A 19,806-nucleotide genomic window follows, 5' to 3' on the forward strand; every position below is an offset into this window, starting at 1 on the left:
CGCACGTCGGTGTCGCGGGTCCGATGACGATCGGGTCCGCGCAGAATCGAAATCAAAACCGGGGTATTTCCTGTTTTGTCTCTCCGCTCAACGCTCTCCCTTTACTCGGTAACCGGGCTGCAAACCCTGCTACATGGGCTTTCCGGCCGCCTGCGGGCGATCACCGTCAGTGATACAACTGCTTCCGTAGCTCAGCCGTGACAGCACGCTTCGTGTGGTGCCCATAGCGTGACCGCCACGGCATTCGGGGGTTATCGATTCGCATTTCCACCGCATTCGAGAGCGATCGATCACGAGCCGGGAAGGCAATCATGAATCGAGTAGTCAAGGCGGCCGTTGCCGTCACAGCATTCGGCTTGGCGGCGGCTTTGGCCGTGCCAGCTCAAGCAGAAGTTCAATTCACCCACACCGCCAAGATCGTCCCGCTGGACGGCCTGGGCGGGGGCACCAGCGGAGGCCCGCTCGACCTGCTCGGCGGGCTGCTCGGTGGCGGGCTGCTCAGCAGCCTGGGCGGCGGCCTCGGCGGCCTGACCGGGGCCGCCAAGGCCAAGTCGGCGGACGCCGCCGGCGAGGCCAGGGCGCGCGACATCGCCGACGAGAACCGGCGCGCCAGCCTGGCGATGACGCCGAACGCGGCCGAGGACGTCACCCGCCAGAGCGGCCCGCTGCCCGAGCTGTCGCCCATCCTCGGCAGCGGCGCGGTCGGCGGCGGCGGTCGGGGCCTGGCCAAGTCGCTGCCGCTGCTCGGCGGCGCCCGCATGGCGCAGCCGCTGGTCAAGGGCGCGCCCCAGAGCAACGGCGGGCTCACCGGCACGAGCGCCCCGGTGCGCGGCGCCATGGACACGATGACCGCCCTGGCCGGTGCCTCGGTCGGCGGCGCGATGGGCAAGGTGGGCGGCGGCGCGCTGCTGCCCGGCACGGGCTCCGGCACGGCCGGCACCGCCACCACGAGCATGACGGGCGCCACCAAGGGCCTGCGCGACCTGTCCATGGAGTCCGGGATGGGCGGGCTCACCCGCGCCGCCAGGATGGCCCTGCCGCAAGCGTCCGGCGGCGAGCTGGCCCCGATGGTCGGGCAGGTCGCCCCCGTCGAGGCCGCGCCGGTCGTCGAGGCGCTGCCGGGCACCACCCGGACCGCTTCCGTCGACGAGATCACCCCGCTCATGCAGGACGGCGCGGGCCTCGTCTCGGCCAACGGCTCCAAGGCCGCCGGCTCCTACAGCGACATGATCTCCGCCCTCGGCTGGAGCACCGACGCGCTGACGAGCTCGGTGCGGGGCTCCTGGGTTCGCGACTGAGGCGAGCACGACGCGTCCCGGACGTGTCGCGGACGTGACCCGCGCGGGCGCGTCCCGGACATGACGTGACGACGCGCGGACGCGGCCCCGCCGAGGGCCGTGCGACGGTTCGCCGGCGTCCCAGGTGCCGACGCTCGCGAACCGGCCGTGACGGCCGTGAGGTGGCCCGCGTCCAGGTGCCAGGTTGTTCCCGCGACGGCGGGTTCCCGCTCTCCCCGGCGTCGGTGGACGCCCGCGGAACGACGGGGGCGCCGTCGCACCGACTGGACAGGCCGATGGTGTGCGCTCACAAGGTGCCGAGCGCCCCGACGGCACTGCCGCGCGTCGGTCGCGGGTCCGCCGCTCGGGCGGACGGGCCCGCCACGGGTCTGGGCGGATGCGCTCCGGCCCGGGGGTTCACGCGCGCGAGCCGCCGCTGACTGCAGGGCAGCGGCGCCGCGCCGAGCCCGCCGCCGGCCCCGCCAAGGGGTCGGCGGCCTTCTCATCTCCCCCTATGTACGGCGCGGGCCGCTAGGGCAGCCGGACGCCGGTGCGCCGGGCTATCTGGGCCTGCAGCCGGGCCATCTGCCAGTGAAGCTCCAGCAGCTGCTCGGCGAGCTGCATCCTGGGGATCTCGGCCACGTCTTCGATGGCCAGGTGGTCGATCGCGGCCGAAAGCTCTCCCATCGCGCGCCCCCACTCCATCAGCGTTCCTTGGATCGAATTCGCGTTCGAATACTATCGGAACGGCAGTCACGCTGTCAGTGTTTCGGCGCGCGAGTCACCCACGTTTCGCGCAGGTGATCGAAAAGCTGGGTGGCTCAGCCCTTGTTGTAGGCGGAGATGACTTCCTTGGGGTCGCCGTCCATCCGGATCTTGCCCTTGTGCAGCCAGATGACCCGGTTGCAGGTCTCCTCGATGACCTTGAGGTCGTGGGCGACCAGGAAGACCGTGCCGGCGGACTCGCGGATCTGCCGGATGCGGGCCTCGCTCTTCTTGCGGAACTCGCGGTCGCCCGTGGCCAGGGCCTCGTCGATGAGCAGGACGTCGTGGGTCTTGGCCGAGGAGATGGCGAAGCGCAGCCGCGCGCCCATGCCCGACGAGTACGTGGACATGGGCAGCTGGACGAACTCGTCGATGCCGGAGAAGTCGACGATCTCCTGGTACTTCTCCTTGACCTCCGACGGCGTCATGCCCATGGCGTAACAGCCGAGGACGATGTTGCGCTCACCGGTCAGCTCGCGCATGAGCGCGGCGTTGACGCCGAGCAGCGAGGGCTGGCCGTCGGTGTAGACGGCGCCCTCGTGCGGCGGGAGGAGGCCGGCGATGGCGCGCAGCAACGTGGACTTGCCCGACCCGTTGCGGCCCACGATGCCGATGGCGTCGCCGTGGTAGGCCACGAAGGTCACGCCCTTGACGGCGTGGACCTCTTTCATCTGCGGGCGGCCCTGGCGCTTCAGCAGGCGCGTGAGGGCGTTGACCGCGTTGCCCTTCTCGTTGTCGGAGGCCGTGCCGTAGACGCGGTAGACGATGTGCAGGTCGTCGACGATGACGGTCGGGGTGCCCGTGGGAACGTCGAGCGGACTCTTGCCCCGGGGCTCCGGGTTGGGGTGCACCCTCACGTCCTTGCCGGGGACGGCGGGCTCCTCGCCCTTCACCTGTGACAGCTCCTCGGTCAGTTCAGCCACGCCCGTACCTCTCCTCGGACCGCCAGAAGTACCAGAAACCGAAGCCGAGTGAGAACACTGCCCAGAATACGCAAGACACCCACACCATAGTCGGGGGGTAGTGTCCGTTTTGCGGGTGGTAGCTCTTGATGAGGATGTCGCGCATCCACTCGATGTAGGAGGCCGTCGGGTTGAGGTACATCACGTCGGCCACCCACTGCGGCAGCTTCGCGGACCCGACCACCTTGTCCTGGATCGAGAAGAAGACGCCCGAGGCGTAGAGCCAGGTGCGGGTGATGAACGGCAGCAACTGGTTGAGGTCGCGCATCTGGGCGCCCAGCCGCGCGATCACCAGGCTGGCCCCGATGTTGAACATCGTCTGGAGCGCCAGCACCACCGGGATCATGAGCCAGAACCAGGTGGGCCACTCGCCGGTGGCCGTCACGATGACGAGGAGCACGCCCATGGAGATGGCGAGCTGCTGCAGCTCCTGGATCGTGTACGCCAGCGGGAGCGAGGCGCGCGGGAAGTGCAGGGCGCGGATCATCGACAGGTTGCCGGAGATCGACTTGGCGCCCGCCGTCACCACGCGCTGGGTGTAGGTGAAGACGAACATCCCGGTCAGCAGGAAGGCCGGGTAGTTCTCGATGCCGCCCCGGCCGCCCAGGATGACGCCGAACATCACGTAGTAGATGCCGGCGTTGAGGAGGGGGGTCAGCACCTGCCACAGCTGGCCCAGGGCCGAGCTGGAGTACTTCGAGACGTTGCGGGACGTCGCGTACGTCAGGATGAAGTGTCGCCGCTCCCAGAGCTGGCGCAGATAGACAGGGAACCTCGGCCGCGCGATGGCACGGCGAAGTCCGTATCTCTCGGCGAGCTTGGCCAGCGGCTCCTGCCCGCTTCGGCCGCCCGCCTGGGCGTCCGCGACAGCGGATTCCGGCTGGCTCATGGCTAGGACTCTATTGGATCCAGGTCGGTGGGGTGCCTGCCGCGAGGGACGCGGCAGATGCTTGGACGGAGTCTTGGGGCGCCAGGTTCCAAGGTGCCGTCAAGACTCGCTCAACCGTAGCCCAGCGAGGGGGGCCATGGCGGGAAGGGCGCGACCAGGGTCCTGTAGGGGGTAATTTTCATCCGCCGTTCACGTCGAGGCTTGACCTGTGTGAGCATCCCTGGTGGGTTTGTACTCTTATAGGAAGAATGTCTGTGACGCTGGATTGGCGCACGTGTGACCGAACTGCAACGCGCCAGAGACTCGCTGGTGGCAAGTAGTAAGGGATAGTCGCGATCGACTGGCAGGGCGTCGGCTGGTTTGACCATGTCAGCCAAATCCGGGGGATACCAGGAACCCCCCGTCAGGCTGCTTACCATCACCGCAGCTCAGCGCTGTCGCCCACCTGTAGAGGGAGGATTTTTTTCACCATGCGTGTTACTAAGGGCGCACAGATCGTCGCCGGTACCGCGCTGCTCGCCCTCGCGGTTGCCGCGTGTGGCGGCGGTGCCTCGGACGGCGGCACTGCCGCGGGCGGCGGCGAAACGCCGGTCCGCATGGAGATCGGTGAGCCTCAGGAGCTCCTCAACCCGCTGAACACCACCGAGACCGAGGGCTCCGAAGTCCTCGCCGCGGTGTTCTCGCCGCTCGTCAAGTACGACGAGAACAAGCAGCCGGTTGAAGAGGCCGCCGAGTCGATCACCACCCAGGACAGCAAGGTCTGGACGATCAAGCTCAAGGCCGGTTACACCTGGCACGACGGCAAGCCGGTCACCGCCGCCGACTACGCGCGGGCCTGGAACTATGGCGCCAACCAGGACAACGCCATGAGCTCCTCCGCCTTCTTCTCCCGCATCGACGGCTTCGCCGACGTCCACCCGGGCGAGGGCAAGACGCCGGCGGCCAAGGAGATGAAGGGCCTCAAGGCTGTCGACGACAGCACCCTTGAGGTGACGCTGTCCGCACCGTTCTCGCAGTTCAAGACGATGCTCGGGTACACCGCCTTCTACCCGCTGCCGGCCTCCGCGCTCGGCGCCGACGGCAAGGTGACCCAGGCCTACGGCGAGCAGCCGATCGGCCAGGGCCTCTTCAAGGTCGACAAGCCCTACAAGAAGGGCGGCGCGCAGACCATCGACATGACGGTCTACGACAAGTTCCCCGGCACCAAGCCGAAGAACTGGACCAAGCTGCAGTTCAAGATCTACAGCTCGGCCGAGACCGCCTTCCAGGACCTCCAGGCCGAGAACCTGGACGTGGACGACTCGCTGCCCGCCTCGGCGATCGCGACCGCCAAGTCCGTCCTCGGTGACCGGTACTTCGACGAGCCCGACGCCTCTGTCGGTTACATCGGCGTCCCGCTGAAGTACAACCCCGAGTTCAAGAACCCGGACGTGCGCAAGGCCATCTCCATGGCCATCGACCGCAAGACCATCACCGAGACGGTCTTCGCGGGCACCCGCGCCCCGGCCGACGACTTCATCAACCCGGCCATCCCCGGTTACCGTCAGGGCGCCTGCACGGCCTGCACGTACAACCCGGCCGAGGCGAAGAAGCTCTACGCCGACGCCAAGGGCCCGGCCAAGCTGGAGCTCGGCTACAACGGCGACGGCGGCCACAAGGAGTGGATCGAGGCCGTCGCCAACAACCTCCGCGCCAACCTGGGCATCGAGGTCACGCCGAAGCCGTTCGAGAACTTCAAGGCCATCCTGGACGACCTGGACGCCAAGAAGTACAAGGGCCTGTTCCGCATGGGCTGGTCGATCGACTACCCGTCGGCCGAGAACTACCTGACGCCGATCTTCGGCACCCAGGCCATCTCGACCGGCTCGAACTACGGCGGTTACGAGAACAAGGAATTCGACGACATCGTCGCCAAGGGTGACCAGGCCGCCGACGCTGCCGAGGGCCTCAAGCTCTACCAGCAGGCCGACGACATCCTGATCAAGGACATGCCGTACATCCCGGTGTACTTCTACCGGAGCAACTTCGGCCACTCCGCCAAGGTCAAGGGCGTCAAGCTGAACCTGCTCAACCAGGTTCAGTGGTCTGACGTCGAGAAGGCCTGACGTCATTCGCCGGGCGGACGGCTCTTGCCGTCCGCCCATCGGAGGACTGAGCTTGGAGGCAGTCACTTTGGGGCCGGGCAAACCGCGGCTACGAGGGTGACTGCCTCCACGCATGTACCGGAGGGCTTGAATGGGCCGTTATGTCATCAGGCGACTGCTGCAGGCGATACCCGTCCTGCTCGGCGCCACGCTACTCATCTTCGCGATCGTCTTCGCCCTGCCCGGCGACCCCATCCAGGCACTGGCGGGCGAGAAGCGCCTGGACCCGGCGGTGGCCGAGGTCCTGCGCGACCAATACCACCTGAATGATCCGCTGCTGCTGCAGTACTGGTACTACCTCAGCGGCGTGCTCCTCCACGGGGACTTCGGAACCACCTTCTCCAGGATCCCGGTCTCGCAGCTCATGGCCGGCAAGTTCCAGGTCACGCTGAACCTCGCGCTGACCGCCCTCGTCATGGAGGCCATCATCGGCGTCGGCCTCGGCCTGTGGGCGGCGCTGCGCCGCGGCAGGGCCTCCGACACCGCCATCCTCGCCTCGACGCTGCTGCTGATCTCCGTCCCCACGCTGGTGACGGGCTTCGTGCTGCAGCTGGTGCTCGGGGTCAAGCTCAAGCTGTGGACGGGGAGCGACATCTTCCCCGTGGCCGGCATCTCGGCCGGGTTCCGCAGCTACCTGCTGCCCGGTTTCGTGCTCGCCGGCACGTCGATCGCCTATCTCACCAGGCTGACTCGGACGAGCCTGGTGGAGACGCTGCGCGCGGACTACATCCGCACGGCCACGGCCAAGGGCCTGGCCAAACGCCGCGTCATCGGCAGGCACGGGCTCCGCAACGCCCTGATCCCGCTGGTCACCTACCTAGGTGCCGACCTCGGGAACCTGATGGGCGGCGCGGTCATCACGGAGACGATCTTCAACCTGCCGGGTATCGGCAACCAGCTGTTCAACTCGATCCTGCTGCGAGAACAGCCGGTCGTCGTGGGCATCGTGACCGTGCTGGTGCTGATCTACATCCTGGCCAACCTGGTCGTCGACATGTTGTACGCAGTGCTCGACCCGAGGATCCGCTATGAGTAACGAAGCAAACGTCGGGCCCATGCTGCCGGAAGCGAAGTCGCTGGTCACGGAGGCCCCGGCGCCACCGTCCCCCGACAAGCAGGGCAGGCGCGGCAAGCAGAAGCAGGACAAGCCCGCCAGCCTGTGGACCGACGCCTGGTACGACCTGCGTCGCCGGCCGATGTTCATCATCTCCGCGGTGCTGATCGCGATCCTGCTGGTCATGGCGTTCTGGCCGTCGTTGTTCACCTCGATCGACCCGACCAACGCCCAGACCTGCGACCTGTCCACCGCCCGGCAGCTCCCCAGCGTGGGGCACCCGTTCGGCAAGGACAGCCAGGGTTGTGACGTGTTCGCCAGGACGATCTACGGCGCCCGCAACTCGATCGTGATCGGCGTGACCACCACGATCATCACCATGATCGTGGGCGGCCTGCTCGGCCTGTTCGCCGGCTTCCGCAGCGGCCTGATCGACTCGGTCTCCTCCCGGGTCACCGAGATCTTCTTCGCCATCCCGCCGATCCTGGGCGCCCTGCTGATCGCCGCCACCTTCCGCGACAGCGGCATCAACAGCATCATGCTGGTCATCGCCGCCCTGGCGGTGCTCGGCTGGCCGATGGTGTTCCGCATCATGCGGGCCTCGGTGATCACGGCCAAGAGCCAGGACTTCGTGGTCGCCGCGCGGTCGGTGGGCGCGGGCCAGTGGCGCATCATGTTCAAGCACCTGCTGCCGAACTCGCTGGCGCCGGTGATCGTGGTCAGCACGATCAACCTCGGCGGCTACATCGCGGCGGAGGCGGCGCTGTCGTTCCTCGGGGTCGGCGTGCAGTCGCCGGACATCTCGTGGGGCCTCATGATCGCCGACGCCCGGCCGCGGTTCCTCGACGCGTCGCTGCCGCTGTTCTTCCCGGCTCTGTTCCTGAGCATCACGGTGCTCGCGTTCATCATGCTGGGCGACGCCGTGCGTGACGCTCTCGATCCGAAGCTCAGGTAGGAGGGGGGATCAAGTGAAGAAGACGTCGACAGACGTGTTGCCCGCCGAGGGAGGGCTGGGCAACGAACCGCTGCTCGCGGTGGACGACCTGCACGTGGAGTTCCGTACGCGTCAGGGCGTCGTGCGCGCGGTGAACGGCGTGAGCTACACGGTCAACCCCGGTGAGACGCTGGCGGTGCTCGGCGAGTCGGGTTCGGGCAAGTCCGTGACCGCTCAGGCGATCATGGGCATCCTGGACATGCCGCCGGCCGTCATCCCCAAGGGCGAGATCCGCTTCAAGGGCACCGACCTGCTCAAGCTCTCGGAGGACGCCCGCACCCAGGTGCGCGGCCAGCGCATCGCGATGGTCTTCCAGGACGCCCTCTCGGCGCTCAACCCGGTGTTCACCGTGGGCTGGCAGATCAGCGAGATGTTCCGGGTCCACCGCGGCATGTCCAAGCGCGACGGCATGAACAAGGCCGTCGAGCTGATGGACAAGGTCCGCATCCCGGCCGCCAGGCAGCGCGTCAACGACTATCCGCACCAGTTCTCGGGCGGCATGCGGCAGCGCATCATGATCGCGATGTCGATCGCGCTCGACCCCGAGGTGCTGATCGCCGACGAGCCGACCACCGCCCTGGACGTGACCGTCCAGGCGCAGATCATGGAACTGCTGGCCGAGCTGCAGCGCGAGAGCCAGATGGGCATGATCCTGATCACCCACGACCTGGGCGTCGTGGCGGACGTGGCCGACAAGATCTCGGTCATGTACGCCGGCCGGATCGTGGAGAACGCCCCGGTGCACGACATCTACCGGGCGCCGGCGCACCCGTACACGAAGGGCCTGCTGGAGTCCATCCCCCGGGTGGACCTCAAGGGCCAGGAGCTGTACGCGATCAAGGGTCTGCCGCCCAACCTGCTCGACCTGCCGAGCGGATGCGCGTTCAATCCCCGGTGCCCGTACCGGCAGGACAACTGCGTGACCGCCGCCCCCCAGCTCTACGAGATCAGCGGCACGCGTGGCAGCGCCTGCCACTACTGGAGGGAGGTCCTCGATGGCGAACGGCAGTGAGCGCATCCTTGAGGTTCGCGACCTGGTCAAGCACTTCCCCCTGACCCAGGGCATCGTCCTCAAGAAGCAGATCGGCGCGATCAAGGCCGTGGACGGCGTGTCGTTCGACCTGAACAGGGGCGAGACGCTGGGCATCGTGGGCGAGTCGGGCTGTGGCAAGTCCACGCTGGCCAAGGTGCTGATGGCGCTGGAGCGGCCGACCTCGGGCTCGGTGAAGATCAACGGCAAGGACATCGCCAAGGCCAGGGGCGGCGACCTCAAGCGCATGCGCCGCAACATCCAGATGGTGATGCAGGACCCGTACACCTCGCTGAACCCCCGGATGACCGTCGGCGACATCATCGGCGAGCCGTACGAGATCCACACGGAGGTGGCGCCCAAGGGCGACCGCCGCCGCAAGGTGCAGGAGCTGCTGGAGGTCGTCGGGCTCAACCCCGACCACATCAACCGCTACCCGCACCAGTTCTCGGGCGGCCAGCGGCAGCGCATCGGCATCGCCCGCGGCCTGGCGCTGCAGCCGGAGATCATCGTCTGCGACGAGCCCGTCTCGGCGCTGGACGTGTCGATCCAGGCCCAGGTGATCAACCTGCTGGAGCGGCTGCAGAACGAGTTCAACCTGGCCTACATCTTCATCGCCCACGACCTGTCGGTGGTCCGCCACATCTCCGACCGGGTGGGCGTGATGTACCTGGGCAAGTTCGTGGAGCTCGGCAAGGACGTCGAGATCTACGACAAGCCCGCCCATCCGTACACGCAGGCGCTGCTGTCGGCGGTGCCGGTTCCCGACCCCGAGGGCCGGGAGCAGCGCGAGCGGATCATCCTGCAGGGCGACCCGCCCTCGCCCGCCAACCCGCCGTCGGGATGCCGCTTCCGCACCCGCTGCTGGAAGGCGCAGGAGATCTGCGCGGTGGAGGAGCCGCTGCTGCAGATCCGGACGGGGACCGGGCACGAGAGCGCCTGCCACTTCGCCGAGACGCACGACGTGGTGCACGTGGGCTGACCGCGCCGGACCGTGGGGCCCTCCGGGAGAACTTCCCGGAGGGCCCTGTCACGTGGTGGCCACGATCGCCGAGCCGTGGCCGAACAGCCCCTGGTTGACCGCGAGGCCGACGCGCGCGCCCGGCACCTGCCGCCCGCCCGCCGCGCCGCGCAGCTGGTACGTCAGCTCGCACAGCTGCGCGATCGCCTGGGCCGGGATCGCCTCGCCGAAGGAGGCCAGGCCGCCCGACGGGTTGACCGGCACCCGGCCGCCGAGCGCGGTCTCGCCCGCCCGCAGCAGCTTGTCCGCCTCGCCCGGCGGGCACAGGCCGACGTCCTCGACCCAGTCCAGCTCCAGGGCGGTGGACAGGTCGTACACCTCGGCGAAGGAGACGTCCTCGGGGCCCAGGCCGGCCTCCTCGTAGGCCGCGTGCGTGATCGCGGCCCTGAAGGGCCTCTCGGGCGCGGGAACGGCGGCGCAGGACTCGGTGGCGAAGTTCGGCAGCTCCAGGAGCGCGTTGGGGAACGTCGGGGTCACCGTGGAGACGGCGGCCAGGCGCACCGGGGCCGTCGCGCCGAGTCGCCTGGCGTACGCCTCCGAGGCCAGCACGACCGCGGCGCCGCCGTCGGAGGTGGCGCAGATGTCCATCAGGCGCAGCGGGTCGGCCACCATGGGCGAGGCGAGCACCTCCTCCGCCGTGACCGGGCGGCGGTAGCGGGCCATGGGGTTGAGCGAGCCGGCACGCGCGTTCTTGACCTTGACGGCGGCGAAGTCCTCGCTGGTGGAGCCGTACAGGGCCATGCGCCTGCGGGCGTACAGGCCGAAGTAGGCGGGGTTGGTCGCGCCGAGCAGGCGGAAGCGCAGCCAGTCGGGGTCGTCGTGCCGGTCGCCGCCGACCGGCTTGAAGAAGCCCTTGGGGGTGGAGTCCGCGCCCACCACCAGCGCCACGTCGCACAGCCCGGCCATGATCCTGGTCCGCGCGATGTCCACGGCCTGGGCCCCCGACGCGCAGGCCGCGTAGCAGGAGGCGATCCTGGCGCCCGTCCAGCCGAGTGCCTGGGCGTAGGTGGCGCCGGCGACGAAGCCGGGGTAGCCGTTCCTGATCGTGTCGGCCCCCACCACGTACTGGACGTCGGTCCAGGCCACGCCGGCGTCGCGGAGGGCGGCGCGGGCGGCGGCGACGCCGTACTCGGCGAAGGGACGTCCCCACTTGCCCCACGGGTGCATGCCCGCGCCGAGCACCACCACCGCGCTCACGAGGCCCGCCCCCACATCCACACCAGCGGGCCGTCGGCCAGCGGCCCGTGCACGAGCTCCAGCTCCATGCCCACCTCCAGGTCGCCGGCCGTGAGGTCCTTGACCTGGCCGAGCACCACCAGCCCGGCGCCGTCGAGCTCGACGGCGGCCAGTGTGACCGGCCGGTACGGCCGCGCCGCCACGTACGGCTCCGGCGGCGGGTAGCAGGCCTCGGTGTAGGACCAGACCCGCCCGCGCCGCGGCAGCCGGGCCTCGGCCGTCTCCTCGCCCTCGCAGCGCGGGTTGCGGCACAGGCCGGGCTGCGGCGGGAAGGCGACGGTCCCGCAGGTCAGGCAGGTGGTGCCGATGAGGTGGGTGGCGCCGTCCCCGTCGATGGCGAACCAGCCGTCGATCGCTAAGGTCATAGCCAGGAGTATCACACAAGCGCTTGCTAGGGTGAATCCCTCCGGCGCCTCCGCCGGGTCGCGACCACCCGCGCCGACATGGCCGCCGCCAGCACCACCATCCCGGCCACGACCGGCGCCCTGGAGGCGGGCGGCAGGGCCGGCCCCCGCCCGAAGTACGGGCCTGGGCGGGCGGCCGGTGAGATCCTTCCGTGGGCCAGCCGCCGGGCCTCCCGCAGGGCGAGCGGCGCGTCGGCCACGCCGTGCCCGTAGGCGGGGCTGTGCCCGCGCGCGGGACGTCTCCTGGTGCCGCGCTCGATGGCCGTGCGCACCTGGTACGGCGACAGCTCCGGATGGGCCGACCGCACCAGGGCCGCCACGCCCGCGACCATGGCCGCCGCCGAGCTGGTGCCGTCGCCCACCACGTACCCGTCGCCGCCGTCGGCCGTGACGACGTCCGTGCCCGGCGCGACCACCGACAGGTAGTCCTGGCGGTTGGAGAAGGGGGCCACCCTGAGCCGCCGGTCCACCGCGCCCACGGCGATCACGCCCGGGTAGGCGGCGGGGAAGTTCTTCCTGTTGGCCGTGTCGCCGTCGTTGCCCGCCGAGGCCACCAGGACCGCGCCGCGGGCGAGCGCGTACTGCACGGCCTCCTCCTCGGCCGCCGAGCCCTCCCACGCGCCGCTGCCGCCGCCCAGCGACATGCTGATCACGTCCGCGCCGTGGTCGACCGCGTACCTGATGCCGGCGGCCAGGGCGTCGCGGCGGCCGGCGCGCTGCTCGGCGCGCAGCGGGTCGGTGTTCTCCAGCGTGACCCTGATCGACAACACCCGCGCCGCGGGGGCCACGCCGACCACGCCCTCGGCGCGGCCCTCGCCGTGCCCGCGGCCGGCGATCAGGCCGGCCATGGCGGTGCCGTGGTGCCCCCAGAGCCGCGGGGGCGCGCCGGTCAGGTCGGGGCCCTGGACGACGGCTCCCCGCAGGTCGGGGTGGCGGCCGTTCACGCCGGTGTCCAGCACGGCCACCAGCACGCCGGCGCCCCGGCTCGACCGCCACGCCCGGGGCACGCGCAGCGCTGCGAGCTGCCACTGCCGGGCCCGCGCGGCGGCGCCGACGCCGCCGGGGAGGCTCGGCGAGGCCGCCGTCCGCACGTCGTCGGTGGCGCTGGAGGCCACGCCCGCGACCCCGGCCGCCAGGATCAGAGCCGGCAGCAGGGACGCGAGCACCCTCATCGGGTCAGCGCCCGGTACAACGTCTCGGCGAGCTGCCGCGCGACCCCGCGCAGCCGCGGCGCGGCGCGGTCGCCCGGCCGGTACGCCCGCCCGTCGGCGTACCCCGCGGCCGTCGCCACGAGGTAGGGGCCGCCCGACCCGGCCAGCGCCCCGGTGAAGTACTGCCGCCGGCCGAACCGCTCGGCCGGCCCGCCGGGGAAGGCGACGGGCCGCACGGTGGGCGGGCGCGCCCCGCGGTACGTCCCGGCGCCCGGCACGCCGAGCACGGCGATCCCGACGGTGGCCACGTACGTCTGGGTGCTGTCGGCGTACGTGGCCCGCAGGGCGATCAGGCAGCCGGGCCGCACCGCGGCGGGCTGGAACGCCACCCGGCACGGCGCCTCGGGAGCCACGCCCGCCAGCACGTACGTCACCCTGGCCCCCGACGGGCTGAGGCCCGGCACGGCCAGGGGGAAGATCCGCGTCACCGGCCAGGCATGCCAGCGCTCCGGCACGGGCGCGTCGGCCTGCGGCCAGAACACGGACAGGATGGAAAGCAGCACGACGGACAGTTGGTACACGTCAACCTCGAACGGGAGGGGAGGGACGCCCGATCTGCCGTGCATTCTGGCACGCGGCCGATGATTCGTTCCGACGCTTCGGTAAACAGCCCGATACGCGGAGTAATTGATGTTATGCGGCTATTCGCCCTAGGGTGTCGGCGAAAGTCGGACATGGGCTCCAGGTGGGAGCCCCAGCCGCTGTGCCGCGTCGCCGGAGTTGACCGCGATGGCGATCAGCCCCGCCGAGTCCGTGAACGCCACCAGCTCGCCCGGCGGCACCGCCGCGAACGTGGCGCGGAAGGGCATCGCGAGCTGCCGCCGCCCGAGCCACACCCCCAGCGTGTCGCCCACCCGGACGCCCAGCGCCTGCAGGTCGCCGGCCGCGATCGACAGCTGCGTGTTGCCGTAGCGGTCGACCGAGACGACCTCGCCCTCGACCGAGCCCTCCCGCAGCAGCGAGGTCGGCGCGGGCAGCGTGACCAGCCGCTCGACCGGCACCCGGGGGCCCAGCTCGGCCGGGTCCAGGCCGCCGGCCAGCCGCCCGGCGACCGGCGAGAAGACGTCCCGGCCGTGGAAGGTCGGCGACACCGGCCGCAGGAAGTGCTCCTCGTTGCTGAGCGCGTACGCGGCCCGCGCGCCGCCGCTGGCGTGCACCGCCCAGGACAGCAGGCCGTTGTCGGGGCCGACGAACACCCGGCCGCCCGCCTCGACCGCCACCGACCGCCGCGCGCCGCCCACGCCGGGATCGACCGCGCCGACGTGGACGCCCTCCGGCAGGTAGGGGATGGTCTGCGCGAGGATCGCCGCGCCCCGCCGTACGTCGCCGGACGGGACGAGGTGGCACACGTCGATCACCCGCGCCTGGGGCGCGATCCCGGCGATCACTCCGTGGCAGGCGGCCACATAGCCGTCTTCGAGCCCGTAGTCCGTGAGGAGCGTGATGACTGGGGTCACATTTGGTGACTGTACGTCCGGCAATCCGCCGTGAACAGCCGCAGATCGCACATTACGATTGGCCACGGGCCGCGAAGCGTGCGATGTGATCGTCGCACGCCCCTTCCCGAGGAGGACATCATGGGAGCACCGCTCAGCGGTGACAGTGCTGCCCAGGAACCGTCCCAGCCACCCCTCACCGACCGTGATCTCGAACTCCTCGCCTTCGAACGCCAATGGTGGCGGCACGCGGGCGCCAAGGAGCAGGCCATCAAGGAGACCTTCGGGTTCTCGGCCACCCGCTACTACCAGTTGCTCGGCGAGCTGATCGACAGACCGGAGGCGCTGGAGCAGGACCCGATGCTGGTCAAACGGTTGCGAAGGTTGCGCTCCACCCGTCAGCGCGACCGTGCGGCGAGACGGCTCGGCATGCGTCCCTGACCGGCTGGGTACGGCAGCCGCGTGAGGAACATCCCTGGTATGGAAGCGATCCTTAAAGATCCGTCCGGCGCCGTGATCGGGCTCGACTTCGACGGAACCCTGTCGCCGATCGTGCCCGATCCCGCCTCCGCCAAGATCCACCCCGACGCCCCCGCCGTGCTCGCCGAACTGGGCGCGCACGTCGGCGCCGTGGCCATCGTGACCGGCAGGCCGGCGGCCACCGCGCTCGAACTCGGGCCCGGTCTGGCCGACGTGCCCGGCCTCGTGGTGCTCGGCCACTACGGCTTCGAACGGTGGGAGCACGGACGGGTCTCGGCGCCGCCGCCGCCACCCGGCGTGCCGCGCGTCCGGGCCGAGCTGCCCCTGCTGCTCGACGCGCTCGGCCTGCACGGGGTGGTGATCGAGGACAAGGGCAGGGCGGTGGCCGTGCACACCAGGCGCGCCCCCGACCCCGAGGGCGCGCTCGCCGTGCTGCGCGAGCCGCTGGCCGAGCTGGCCGCGAAACACGGCCTGGTGATCGAGCCCGGACGCATGGTCCTGGAGCTGCGCCCGCCCGGCATGGACAAGGGCCACGCGCTCGGGCTGTTCCTGGCCGAGCGGGACGCCAGGTCCGTCATGTTCGTCGGCGACGACCTCGGCGACCTGGCCGCCTTCGACGCCGTACGCGCCTCGGGGCTGCCCGGCGTGACCGTGTGCAGCGGCTCGGCCGAGGTGACCGCGCTGGCCGAGCGGGCCGACATCGTGGTCGACGGGCCCGACGGCGTGGTGGCGCTGCTGCGCGAGCTGACGACGGCCTTCACCCGCCCCTGAGTCCAGCCGTTCGTGAGCCGGCTCGCGGCCTTGCGCCGTCCGGGCCGGCTCGCGGCTTTTCAGCCGTTCGTGATTGGGCTGCAAGTGGCGGGTCCTACGGTGATGCGCATGTCACGACGATCTCTCGCCGCCGCCTCGGCTGCGGCCCTGGCGACCCTGGCGGCCGTGCTCGCCGCGCCCGGCGCCGCCTCCGCCGCCCCCGCCCAGCAGCTCAAGCTGCGCGGCGGCCTGACGCTCTACATCCCGATCGAGTGGGTGGTCCACCGTACGGGCGGCGACGTCGTCCAGGTGGTCACCGGACGGTGCGCCAAGCCGCAGGGCTGGGGCTCGCCGGAGTGCGACGCGTTCTACATCCTCGGTCCCGGCGCGATCAAGCGGGGCGCCGAGGGGTTCGGGCCCTACACGGGCAAGGACCCGTACTACCCGGCCAGTGACGTGCAGCCCTGCCCGCTCAACCGCAAGTGGGGCGAGGTCGTCGGGCCCAAGGTCACCAGGGGCTACCGGCAGATGGGGGCCGGGCACAAGGCCGCCTACAACGCCTGGCAGGCCACGTGCGTCAGCTACTCGGGCGGCGGCGTCAAGGCCCGCTTCACGCAACGCGAGTGGTACCTGCCGAAGAGCCGGATCCTCGTCGTCGACCAGTGGGACACGCCCGGCCTGGCCGACACGCTCAAGTACGCCGACTGGAGATGAGCACCCCGGCGACCGCCAGGCCGATGACCACAGGCACCAGCAGGAACGCGTTCCCGGTGCCGTAGCCGTCGGCCAGCGCGCCGAGCAGCAGCGGGCCGATCGCCATGGCGGCGCCCGCCCACACGGGCGAGGCGGCCGCCGCCCGGTCCGCCCGGTCGCCGGAGGCGCTGATCAGCGTGCTCAGCGCGAGCGGGAACTGCAGCGACGCGCCCAGCCCGCTCAGCGCCAGCCCCACGTACGACAGGATCGGCGCGGTGCTCGCCCAGAACAGCACCCAGCCGAAGGCCATCAGCCCCAGAGCGCCGGCCAGCAGCGGCGTGGCCGGCAGCCGCAGCGCGAGCTGCGCGCCCGCGAACCTGCCCGCCGCCATGCCGCTGACGAACGCCGTCAGCCCGGTCGCCGCGACGGCCGCCGTCACGCCCGTCCTGAGGGCGAACAGGTCGGCGGCCCACAGGTTGAACGAGAACTCCAGCGCCACGCAGCAGAACAGCACGCCGCCGGCCAGATGGAAGCGCCACCCGCCGCCCTCCCGCGCCGGGACGGCCTCCCCGGTGATCACGTCGCCCCGCCCTCCGGCGGCCCGCCGGGGCGCGGGCCAGGAGCGGCCCAGCGCCAGCGCGAGCAGGGCGCTGACGGCCGGGGTGACCAGCAGGGCGGACCGCCAGCCGAGCGCGCTCTGCGCCACCTGGCTGAGCACGAACGTCGCCACCATCCCCACCAGCACGCCCACGGCGTTGGCCTCGCTGAGCGCGGCCGGTCCGGCGGGCCCGTGGTGGTCGCTGAGCTCGGCCATCGCCGCGTAGAGCATGACCGAGCCGAAGCCGCCGGCCACGCCGTAGCCGAGCAGCGTCAGGGGCAGCGCGGAGGTGGCCATGACCAGCAGCACGCCGGCGTTCATCCCGGCCAGGCCGAACCAGCACGTCGAGCGCCGGCCGAGCAGCCTGGTGAGCAGGGGGAGCGCGAGCCCGGCGCCGATCGTCCCGACCGCCATGGCGGTGCCGTGCAGCCCGGCGACGGTGGCCGTGGTGCGCTGGTCGGCGCGCAGGAGCGGGAGGGCGGCGCTCAGGCCGTACACGAACGTGGCGAACGTGCCGAGCAGGAAGTAGATGAGCCAGGTCGGACGGTCCCGGACGAGTCTGATGGGCACTGAGACCGTCGACACCCGGCAGCCTCCGTCATTGGCAGTGAACCCGACTTCTCATGTTAAAGCAGGGCGTCGAGTTGGGACTCCAGCCACTTGTGCGGCGGCAGCGCGGTGGCCGCCTCGTGCAGCCGGTCGCGGCGCCGCCTGCGTTCGTCCTCGGGCATCACCAGCGCCTCGTGCAGCGCGTCCGCCGTGCCGCTCACGTCGTAGGGGTTGACCACCAGCGCGTACGGCCCCAGCTCGGCCGCCGCCCCCGCCTCGCGCGAGAGCACCAGGGCGCAGCGCGGCGACAGGACCGGCCCCTCCTTGGCGACCAGGTTCATGCCGTCGCGGATGGGGTTGACCAGCAGCACGTCCGCCAGCCGGTAGGCGGCCAGCGAGCGCGGGTAGTCGTCGTTGACGTTGAGGATGACCGGGTCCCAGTCCTCGGTGGCGTACTCGTCCTCGATCTCGCGCGCGCAGCGCTGCACCGACGCGGTGTACTCGCGGTATTCGGGCAGGTCGTGCCGGCTTGGGTAGGCGAAGGCCAGGTGGACCACCTTGCCGTGCCACTCCGGATGGGCGGCCAGGAACTCCCGGTAGGCCAGCAGCCCGCGCACGATGTTCTTGGACAGCTCGGTGCGGTCGATGCGGACGACCAGCCGGCGGCCGGCCACCTGCTCGGCCAGCGCGGCCATGTGCGACTCGACGTCGGGCTCGCAGGCCCGCGCCCACAGCGCCGCGCCGTCCACGCCCAGGCTGTGCACGCCGACGCGGGTCGTCCTGCCCTCGTGGGTGACCGTGCGGGCCGCGCGGTCCACCCGCGCGCCCAGCAGCGCCTCGCAGCAGTCCATGAACGCCGCCGCCCACCGGGCGGTGAGGAAGCCCGCGTGGTCGGCCCCCAGGATGCCGTCGAGCACCTCCCTGGTCACCGCGTCGGGCAGCAGGGAGAAGTACTCGGGAGGCGCCCACGGCGTGTGGCTGAAGTGGGCGATGCGCAGGTCGGGCCGCTCGGCGCGGAGCATCGCCGGGGTGAGCGTCAGGTGGTAGTCCTGGACCATCACGCGCGCGCCGTGCCCGGCCTCCTCGGCCAGCGCCAGCGCGAACGCGCCGTTGTAGTCGCGGTAGGACTCCCACTCGCGCCGGAACTTGGTGCCGAAACTGGGGGAGTTGGGGATGTCGTACAGCAGGTGGTTGACGAACCAGAGGGTCGAGTTGGCCACGGCGTTGTAGGCGCGGTGGAAGGTGGCCGCGGGGATGTCGAGCATCCGCAGGGCGCCCGTGTCGTAGCCGCCGCGGTCGAGCCGGCCCCCCGGGGCCAGGCGCACGGCGCTGCGGTCGCCGTCGGACAGCGCGGCGCACACCCACAGCACGCCGTGCTCCTTGGCCACCCCCGACAGGCCCGAGACGAGGCCGCCACCACCGCGTTTCATGGTCAGCTCACCGTCGTCGTCGACGGTGAAGGAGACCGGCCCGCGGTTGGACGCCACGAGAACGCTGTTCATTTGGGCTCCCTTCGCCCATAGGATCCCAGCTATGGCGCTAGATGAGCTAACCGAGGAACTCGCCCGCTCGGCCGCGGCCGGAGACCATCGCGCGCTCGGCGAGCTCCTGGCCAGGATCGAGCCTGACGTGATGCGCCACTGCGCTCGGATCCTGCCCTATCACCAGGACGCCGAAGAAGCCTCGCAGGACACTCTGCTGGCCGTGGCGCGCAACATCGGCCGGTTCGAGGGGCGGGCCAGGTTCAGCACCTGGCTGCACATCGTGACCGCCAACTGCGCGCGCACCACGTACCGCTCGCTGAAGCGCAGGGCCGCCGAGCAGACGTCGGAGGAGCTGCCGATGCAGAAGCCGGACGCGCGGCGGGTCAGCGTGATCGCCGGCTCGCGGCTCGACCTGCTCGACGCGATGGAGGCGCTGGAGGCCGACAAGCCCGACCTGGCCCAGGCGCTGGTGCTGCGCGACATCGTCCAGCTCGACTACAGCGAGGTGGCCGAGCAGCTCAACATCCCGCTCGGCACGGCCAAGTCCCGCATCCACCAGGCCCGCAAGTACGTGCAGGGAGTCCTCGGGGAGGACTATCGGTGAGACGTGTCCTCTCAAATCGTGAGACGGGCGGTTGTTTCCGCCACTTGAGAAGGTAGAGTCCTTTTCGACAACTGAATATTGCTCATCCAGAGGGGTGGAGGGACCGGCCCTGCGAAGCCCCGGCAACCCTCCCGGCTTGTGCTCGCGACCTGGCGAGGCCGACCGGGACAAGGTGCCAATTCCGGTTCGCGGTCAAGGTGGCCGCGGGCGAAGATGAGGGAAGGC

At 70.8% G+C, this 19,806-nt stretch carries 20 protein-coding genes and 1 riboswitch; of the genes, 10 read left to right on the plus strand and 10 right to left on the minus strand.

What is annotated here, in order from left to right:
* Positions 1 to 374 precede the first annotated feature (374 nt).
* The gene (locus ABZ444_RS22125) at positions 375 to 1,298 is read left to right on the plus strand and encodes a hypothetical protein (protein WP_357999815.1); all 924 of its coding nucleotides are present in this window, start codon (positions 375 to 377) and stop codon (positions 1,296 to 1,298) included.
* A gap of 510 nt (positions 1,299 to 1,808) precedes the next feature.
* On the opposite strand, the gene ABZ444_RS22130 is transcribed toward ABZ444_RS22125, so the two are convergent.
* From ABZ444_RS22130 to ABZ444_RS22140, 3 genes are all read right to left on the minus strand, one after another.
* Positions 1,809 to 1,964, minus strand: a complete 156-nt coding sequence (locus ABZ444_RS22130) for a hypothetical protein (protein ID WP_185845322.1) — start codon at positions 1,962 to 1,964, stop codon at positions 1,809 to 1,811.
* Positions 1,965 to 2,098: 134 nt separating this feature from the next.
* Positions 2,099 to 2,965 (minus strand): ABC transporter ATP-binding protein, encoded by an 867-nt coding sequence (locus ABZ444_RS22135; protein WP_357999818.1) that lies wholly within the window; start codon positions 2,963 to 2,965, stop codon positions 2,099 to 2,101.
* A complete protein-coding gene (locus ABZ444_RS22140; RefSeq protein ID WP_357976101.1) occupies positions 2,958 to 3,893 on the minus strand; it encodes an ABC transporter permease in 936 nt (311 codons plus the stop codon). The genes ABZ444_RS22135 and ABZ444_RS22140 overlap by 8 nt, the downstream gene beginning before the upstream one ends.
* 470 nt (positions 3,894 to 4,363) lie before the next feature.
* On the opposite strand from ABZ444_RS22140, the gene ABZ444_RS22145 reads away from it, so the two are divergent.
* The 5 genes from ABZ444_RS22145 to ABZ444_RS22165 all read left to right on the plus strand — a co-directional run bounded on the left by ABZ444_RS22145 (position 4,364) and on the right by ABZ444_RS22165 (position 10,097).
* A complete protein-coding gene (locus ABZ444_RS22145) occupies positions 4,364 to 5,998 on the plus strand; it encodes an ABC transporter substrate-binding protein (RefSeq protein ID WP_357999821.1) in 1,635 nt (544 codons plus the stop codon).
* A gap of 130 nt (positions 5,999 to 6,128) precedes the next feature.
* Positions 6,129 to 7,073, plus strand: a complete 945-nt coding sequence (locus ABZ444_RS22150) for an ABC transporter permease (protein WP_357999824.1) — start codon at positions 6,129 to 6,131, stop codon at positions 7,071 to 7,073.
* On the plus strand, positions 7,066 to 8,046 hold the full coding sequence (locus tag ABZ444_RS22155; protein ID WP_357976108.1) for an ABC transporter permease: 981 nt from the start codon (positions 7,066 to 7,068) through the stop codon (positions 8,044 to 8,046). Before ABZ444_RS22150 ends, ABZ444_RS22155 begins: the two co-directional genes overlap by 8 nt.
* Before the next feature lie 13 nt (positions 8,047 to 8,059).
* The gene (locus ABZ444_RS22160; protein ID WP_357999827.1) at positions 8,060 to 9,097 is read left to right on the plus strand and encodes an ABC transporter ATP-binding protein; all 1,038 of its coding nucleotides are present in this window, start codon (positions 8,060 to 8,062) and stop codon (positions 9,095 to 9,097) included.
* Positions 9,081 to 10,097 (plus strand): dipeptide ABC transporter ATP-binding protein, encoded by a 1,017-nt coding sequence (locus ABZ444_RS22165; RefSeq protein ID WP_357999830.1) that lies wholly within the window; start codon positions 9,081 to 9,083, stop codon positions 10,095 to 10,097. Before ABZ444_RS22160 ends, ABZ444_RS22165 begins: the two co-directional genes overlap by 17 nt.
* Before the next feature lie 48 nt (positions 10,098 to 10,145).
* Here ABZ444_RS22165 and ABZ444_RS22170 read toward each other — a convergent pair whose 3' ends face one another.
* The 5 genes from ABZ444_RS22170 to ABZ444_RS22190 all read right to left on the minus strand — a co-directional run bounded on the left by ABZ444_RS22170 (position 10,146) and on the right by ABZ444_RS22190 (position 14,444).
* Positions 10,146 to 11,333, minus strand: a complete 1,188-nt coding sequence (locus ABZ444_RS22170) for a lipid-transfer protein (protein ID WP_357999833.1) — start codon at positions 11,331 to 11,333, stop codon at positions 10,146 to 10,148.
* Positions 11,330 to 11,737, minus strand: coding sequence for an OB-fold domain-containing protein (locus tag ABZ444_RS22175; protein ID WP_357999836.1), 408 nt, complete (start codon positions 11,735 to 11,737; stop codon positions 11,330 to 11,332). The genes ABZ444_RS22170 and ABZ444_RS22175 overlap by 4 nt, the downstream gene beginning before the upstream one ends.
* A 26-nt stretch (positions 11,738 to 11,763) precedes the next feature.
* Positions 11,764 to 12,948 carry a S8 family serine peptidase gene (locus ABZ444_RS22180; protein WP_357999839.1) on the minus strand — a complete coding sequence of 395 codons (1,185 nt, stop codon included), beginning with the start codon at positions 12,946 to 12,948 and terminating at the stop codon, positions 11,764 to 11,766.
* A complete protein-coding gene (locus tag ABZ444_RS22185) occupies positions 12,945 to 13,490 on the minus strand; it encodes a hypothetical protein (RefSeq protein WP_357999842.1) in 546 nt (181 codons plus the stop codon). The genes ABZ444_RS22180 and ABZ444_RS22185 overlap by 4 nt, the downstream gene beginning before the upstream one ends.
* Positions 13,491 to 13,637: 147 nt before the next feature.
* On the minus strand, positions 13,638 to 14,444 hold the full coding sequence (locus ABZ444_RS22190) for an SAM-dependent chlorinase/fluorinase (RefSeq protein WP_357999844.1): 807 nt from the start codon (positions 14,442 to 14,444) through the stop codon (positions 13,638 to 13,640).
* A 120-nt stretch (positions 14,445 to 14,564) separates the two neighbouring features.
* Between ABZ444_RS22190 and ABZ444_RS22195 the strand changes: the two genes are divergently transcribed.
* The 3 genes from ABZ444_RS22195 (at position 14,565) to ABZ444_RS22205 (ending at position 16,367) form a co-directional block, all read left to right on the plus strand.
* On the plus strand, positions 14,565 to 14,864 hold the full coding sequence (locus ABZ444_RS22195) for a DUF3263 domain-containing protein (RefSeq protein WP_357976129.1): 300 nt from the start codon (positions 14,565 to 14,567) through the stop codon (positions 14,862 to 14,864).
* Positions 14,865 to 14,903: 39 nt separating this feature from the next.
* Positions 14,904 to 15,674: a trehalose-phosphatase gene (gene otsB / locus ABZ444_RS22200; RefSeq protein ID WP_357999847.1), complete on the plus strand. Its 771-nt coding sequence runs from the start codon at positions 14,904 to 14,906 to the stop codon at positions 15,672 to 15,674.
* Positions 15,675 to 15,782: 108 nt separating this feature from the next.
* Positions 15,783 to 16,367 carry a hypothetical protein gene (locus tag ABZ444_RS22205; RefSeq protein ID WP_357999850.1) on the plus strand — a complete coding sequence of 195 codons (585 nt, stop codon included), beginning with the start codon at positions 15,783 to 15,785 and terminating at the stop codon, positions 16,365 to 16,367.
* Here the strand turns inward: ABZ444_RS22205 and ABZ444_RS22210 are convergent.
* Positions 16,345 to 17,529: a hypothetical protein gene (locus ABZ444_RS22210; protein WP_357999853.1), complete on the minus strand. Its 1,185-nt coding sequence runs from the start codon at positions 17,527 to 17,529 to the stop codon at positions 16,345 to 16,347. The two genes, ABZ444_RS22205 and ABZ444_RS22210, sit on opposite strands and share 23 nt — an antisense overlap.
* Positions 17,530 to 17,570: 41 nt before the next feature.
* Positions 17,571 to 18,995, minus strand: coding sequence for a trehalose-6-phosphate synthase (locus ABZ444_RS22215; protein ID WP_357999856.1), 1,425 nt, complete (start codon positions 18,993 to 18,995; stop codon positions 17,571 to 17,573).
* 31 nt (positions 18,996 to 19,026) lie between these two features.
* Between ABZ444_RS22215 and ABZ444_RS22220 the strand changes: the two genes are divergently transcribed.
* Positions 19,027 to 19,581, plus strand: a complete 555-nt coding sequence (locus ABZ444_RS22220) for an RNA polymerase sigma factor (RefSeq protein ID WP_352320880.1) — start codon at positions 19,027 to 19,029, stop codon at positions 19,579 to 19,581.
* A gap of 79 nt (positions 19,582 to 19,660) precedes the next feature.
* Positions 19,661 to 19,801, plus strand: a riboswitch (SAM riboswitch).
* The last annotated feature ends 5 nt before the right edge of the window (positions 19,802 to 19,806 follow it).

This window comes from Nonomuraea sp. NPDC005730, assembly GCF_040630865.1.
Taxonomy (GTDB): Bacteria; Actinomycetota; Actinomycetes; order Streptosporangiales; family Streptosporangiaceae; genus Nonomuraea.

What these genes read in the sequence shown, in the direction of transcription:
- ABZ444_RS22130 (WP_185845322.1), bottom strand. Translation starts at nt 1,964, where the DNA reads ATGGGAGAGCTTTCGGCCGCGATCGACCACCTGGCCATCGAAGACGTG.
- ABZ444_RS22140 (WP_357976101.1), bottom strand. Translation starts at nt 3,893, where the DNA reads ATGAGCCAGCCGGAATCCGCTGTCGCGGACGCCCAGGCGGGCGGCCGA.
- ABZ444_RS22145 (WP_357999821.1), top strand. Translation starts at nt 4,364, where the DNA reads ATGCGTGTTACTAAGGGCGCACAGATCGTCGCCGGTACCGCGCTGCTC.
- ABZ444_RS22150 (WP_357999824.1), top strand. Translation starts at nt 6,129, where the DNA reads ATGGGCCGTTATGTCATCAGGCGACTGCTGCAGGCGATACCCGTCCTG.
- ABZ444_RS22155 (WP_357976108.1), top strand. Translation starts at nt 7,066, where the DNA reads ATGAGTAACGAAGCAAACGTCGGGCCCATGCTGCCGGAAGCGAAGTCG.
- ABZ444_RS22165 (WP_357999830.1), top strand. Translation starts at nt 9,081, where the DNA reads ATGGCGAACGGCAGTGAGCGCATCCTTGAGGTTCGCGACCTGGTCAAG.
- ABZ444_RS22175 (WP_357999836.1), bottom strand. Translation starts at nt 11,737, where the DNA reads ATGACCTTAGCGATCGACGGCTGGTTCGCCATCGACGGGGACGGCGCC.
- ABZ444_RS22180 (WP_357999839.1), bottom strand. Translation starts at nt 12,948, where the DNA reads ATGAGGGTGCTCGCGTCCCTGCTGCCGGCTCTGATCCTGGCGGCCGGG.
- ABZ444_RS22195 (WP_357976129.1), top strand. Translation starts at nt 14,565, where the DNA reads ATGGGAGCACCGCTCAGCGGTGACAGTGCTGCCCAGGAACCGTCCCAG.
- otsB (WP_357999847.1), top strand. Translation starts at nt 14,904, where the DNA reads ATGGAAGCGATCCTTAAAGATCCGTCCGGCGCCGTGATCGGGCTCGAC.
- ABZ444_RS22205 (WP_357999850.1), top strand. Translation starts at nt 15,783, where the DNA reads ATGTCACGACGATCTCTCGCCGCCGCCTCGGCTGCGGCCCTGGCGACC.
- ABZ444_RS22215 (WP_357999856.1), bottom strand. Translation starts at nt 18,995, where the DNA reads ATGAACAGCGTTCTCGTGGCGTCCAACCGCGGGCCGGTCTCCTTCACC.
- ABZ444_RS22220 (WP_352320880.1), top strand. Translation starts at nt 19,027, where the DNA reads ATGGCGCTAGATGAGCTAACCGAGGAACTCGCCCGCTCGGCCGCGGCC.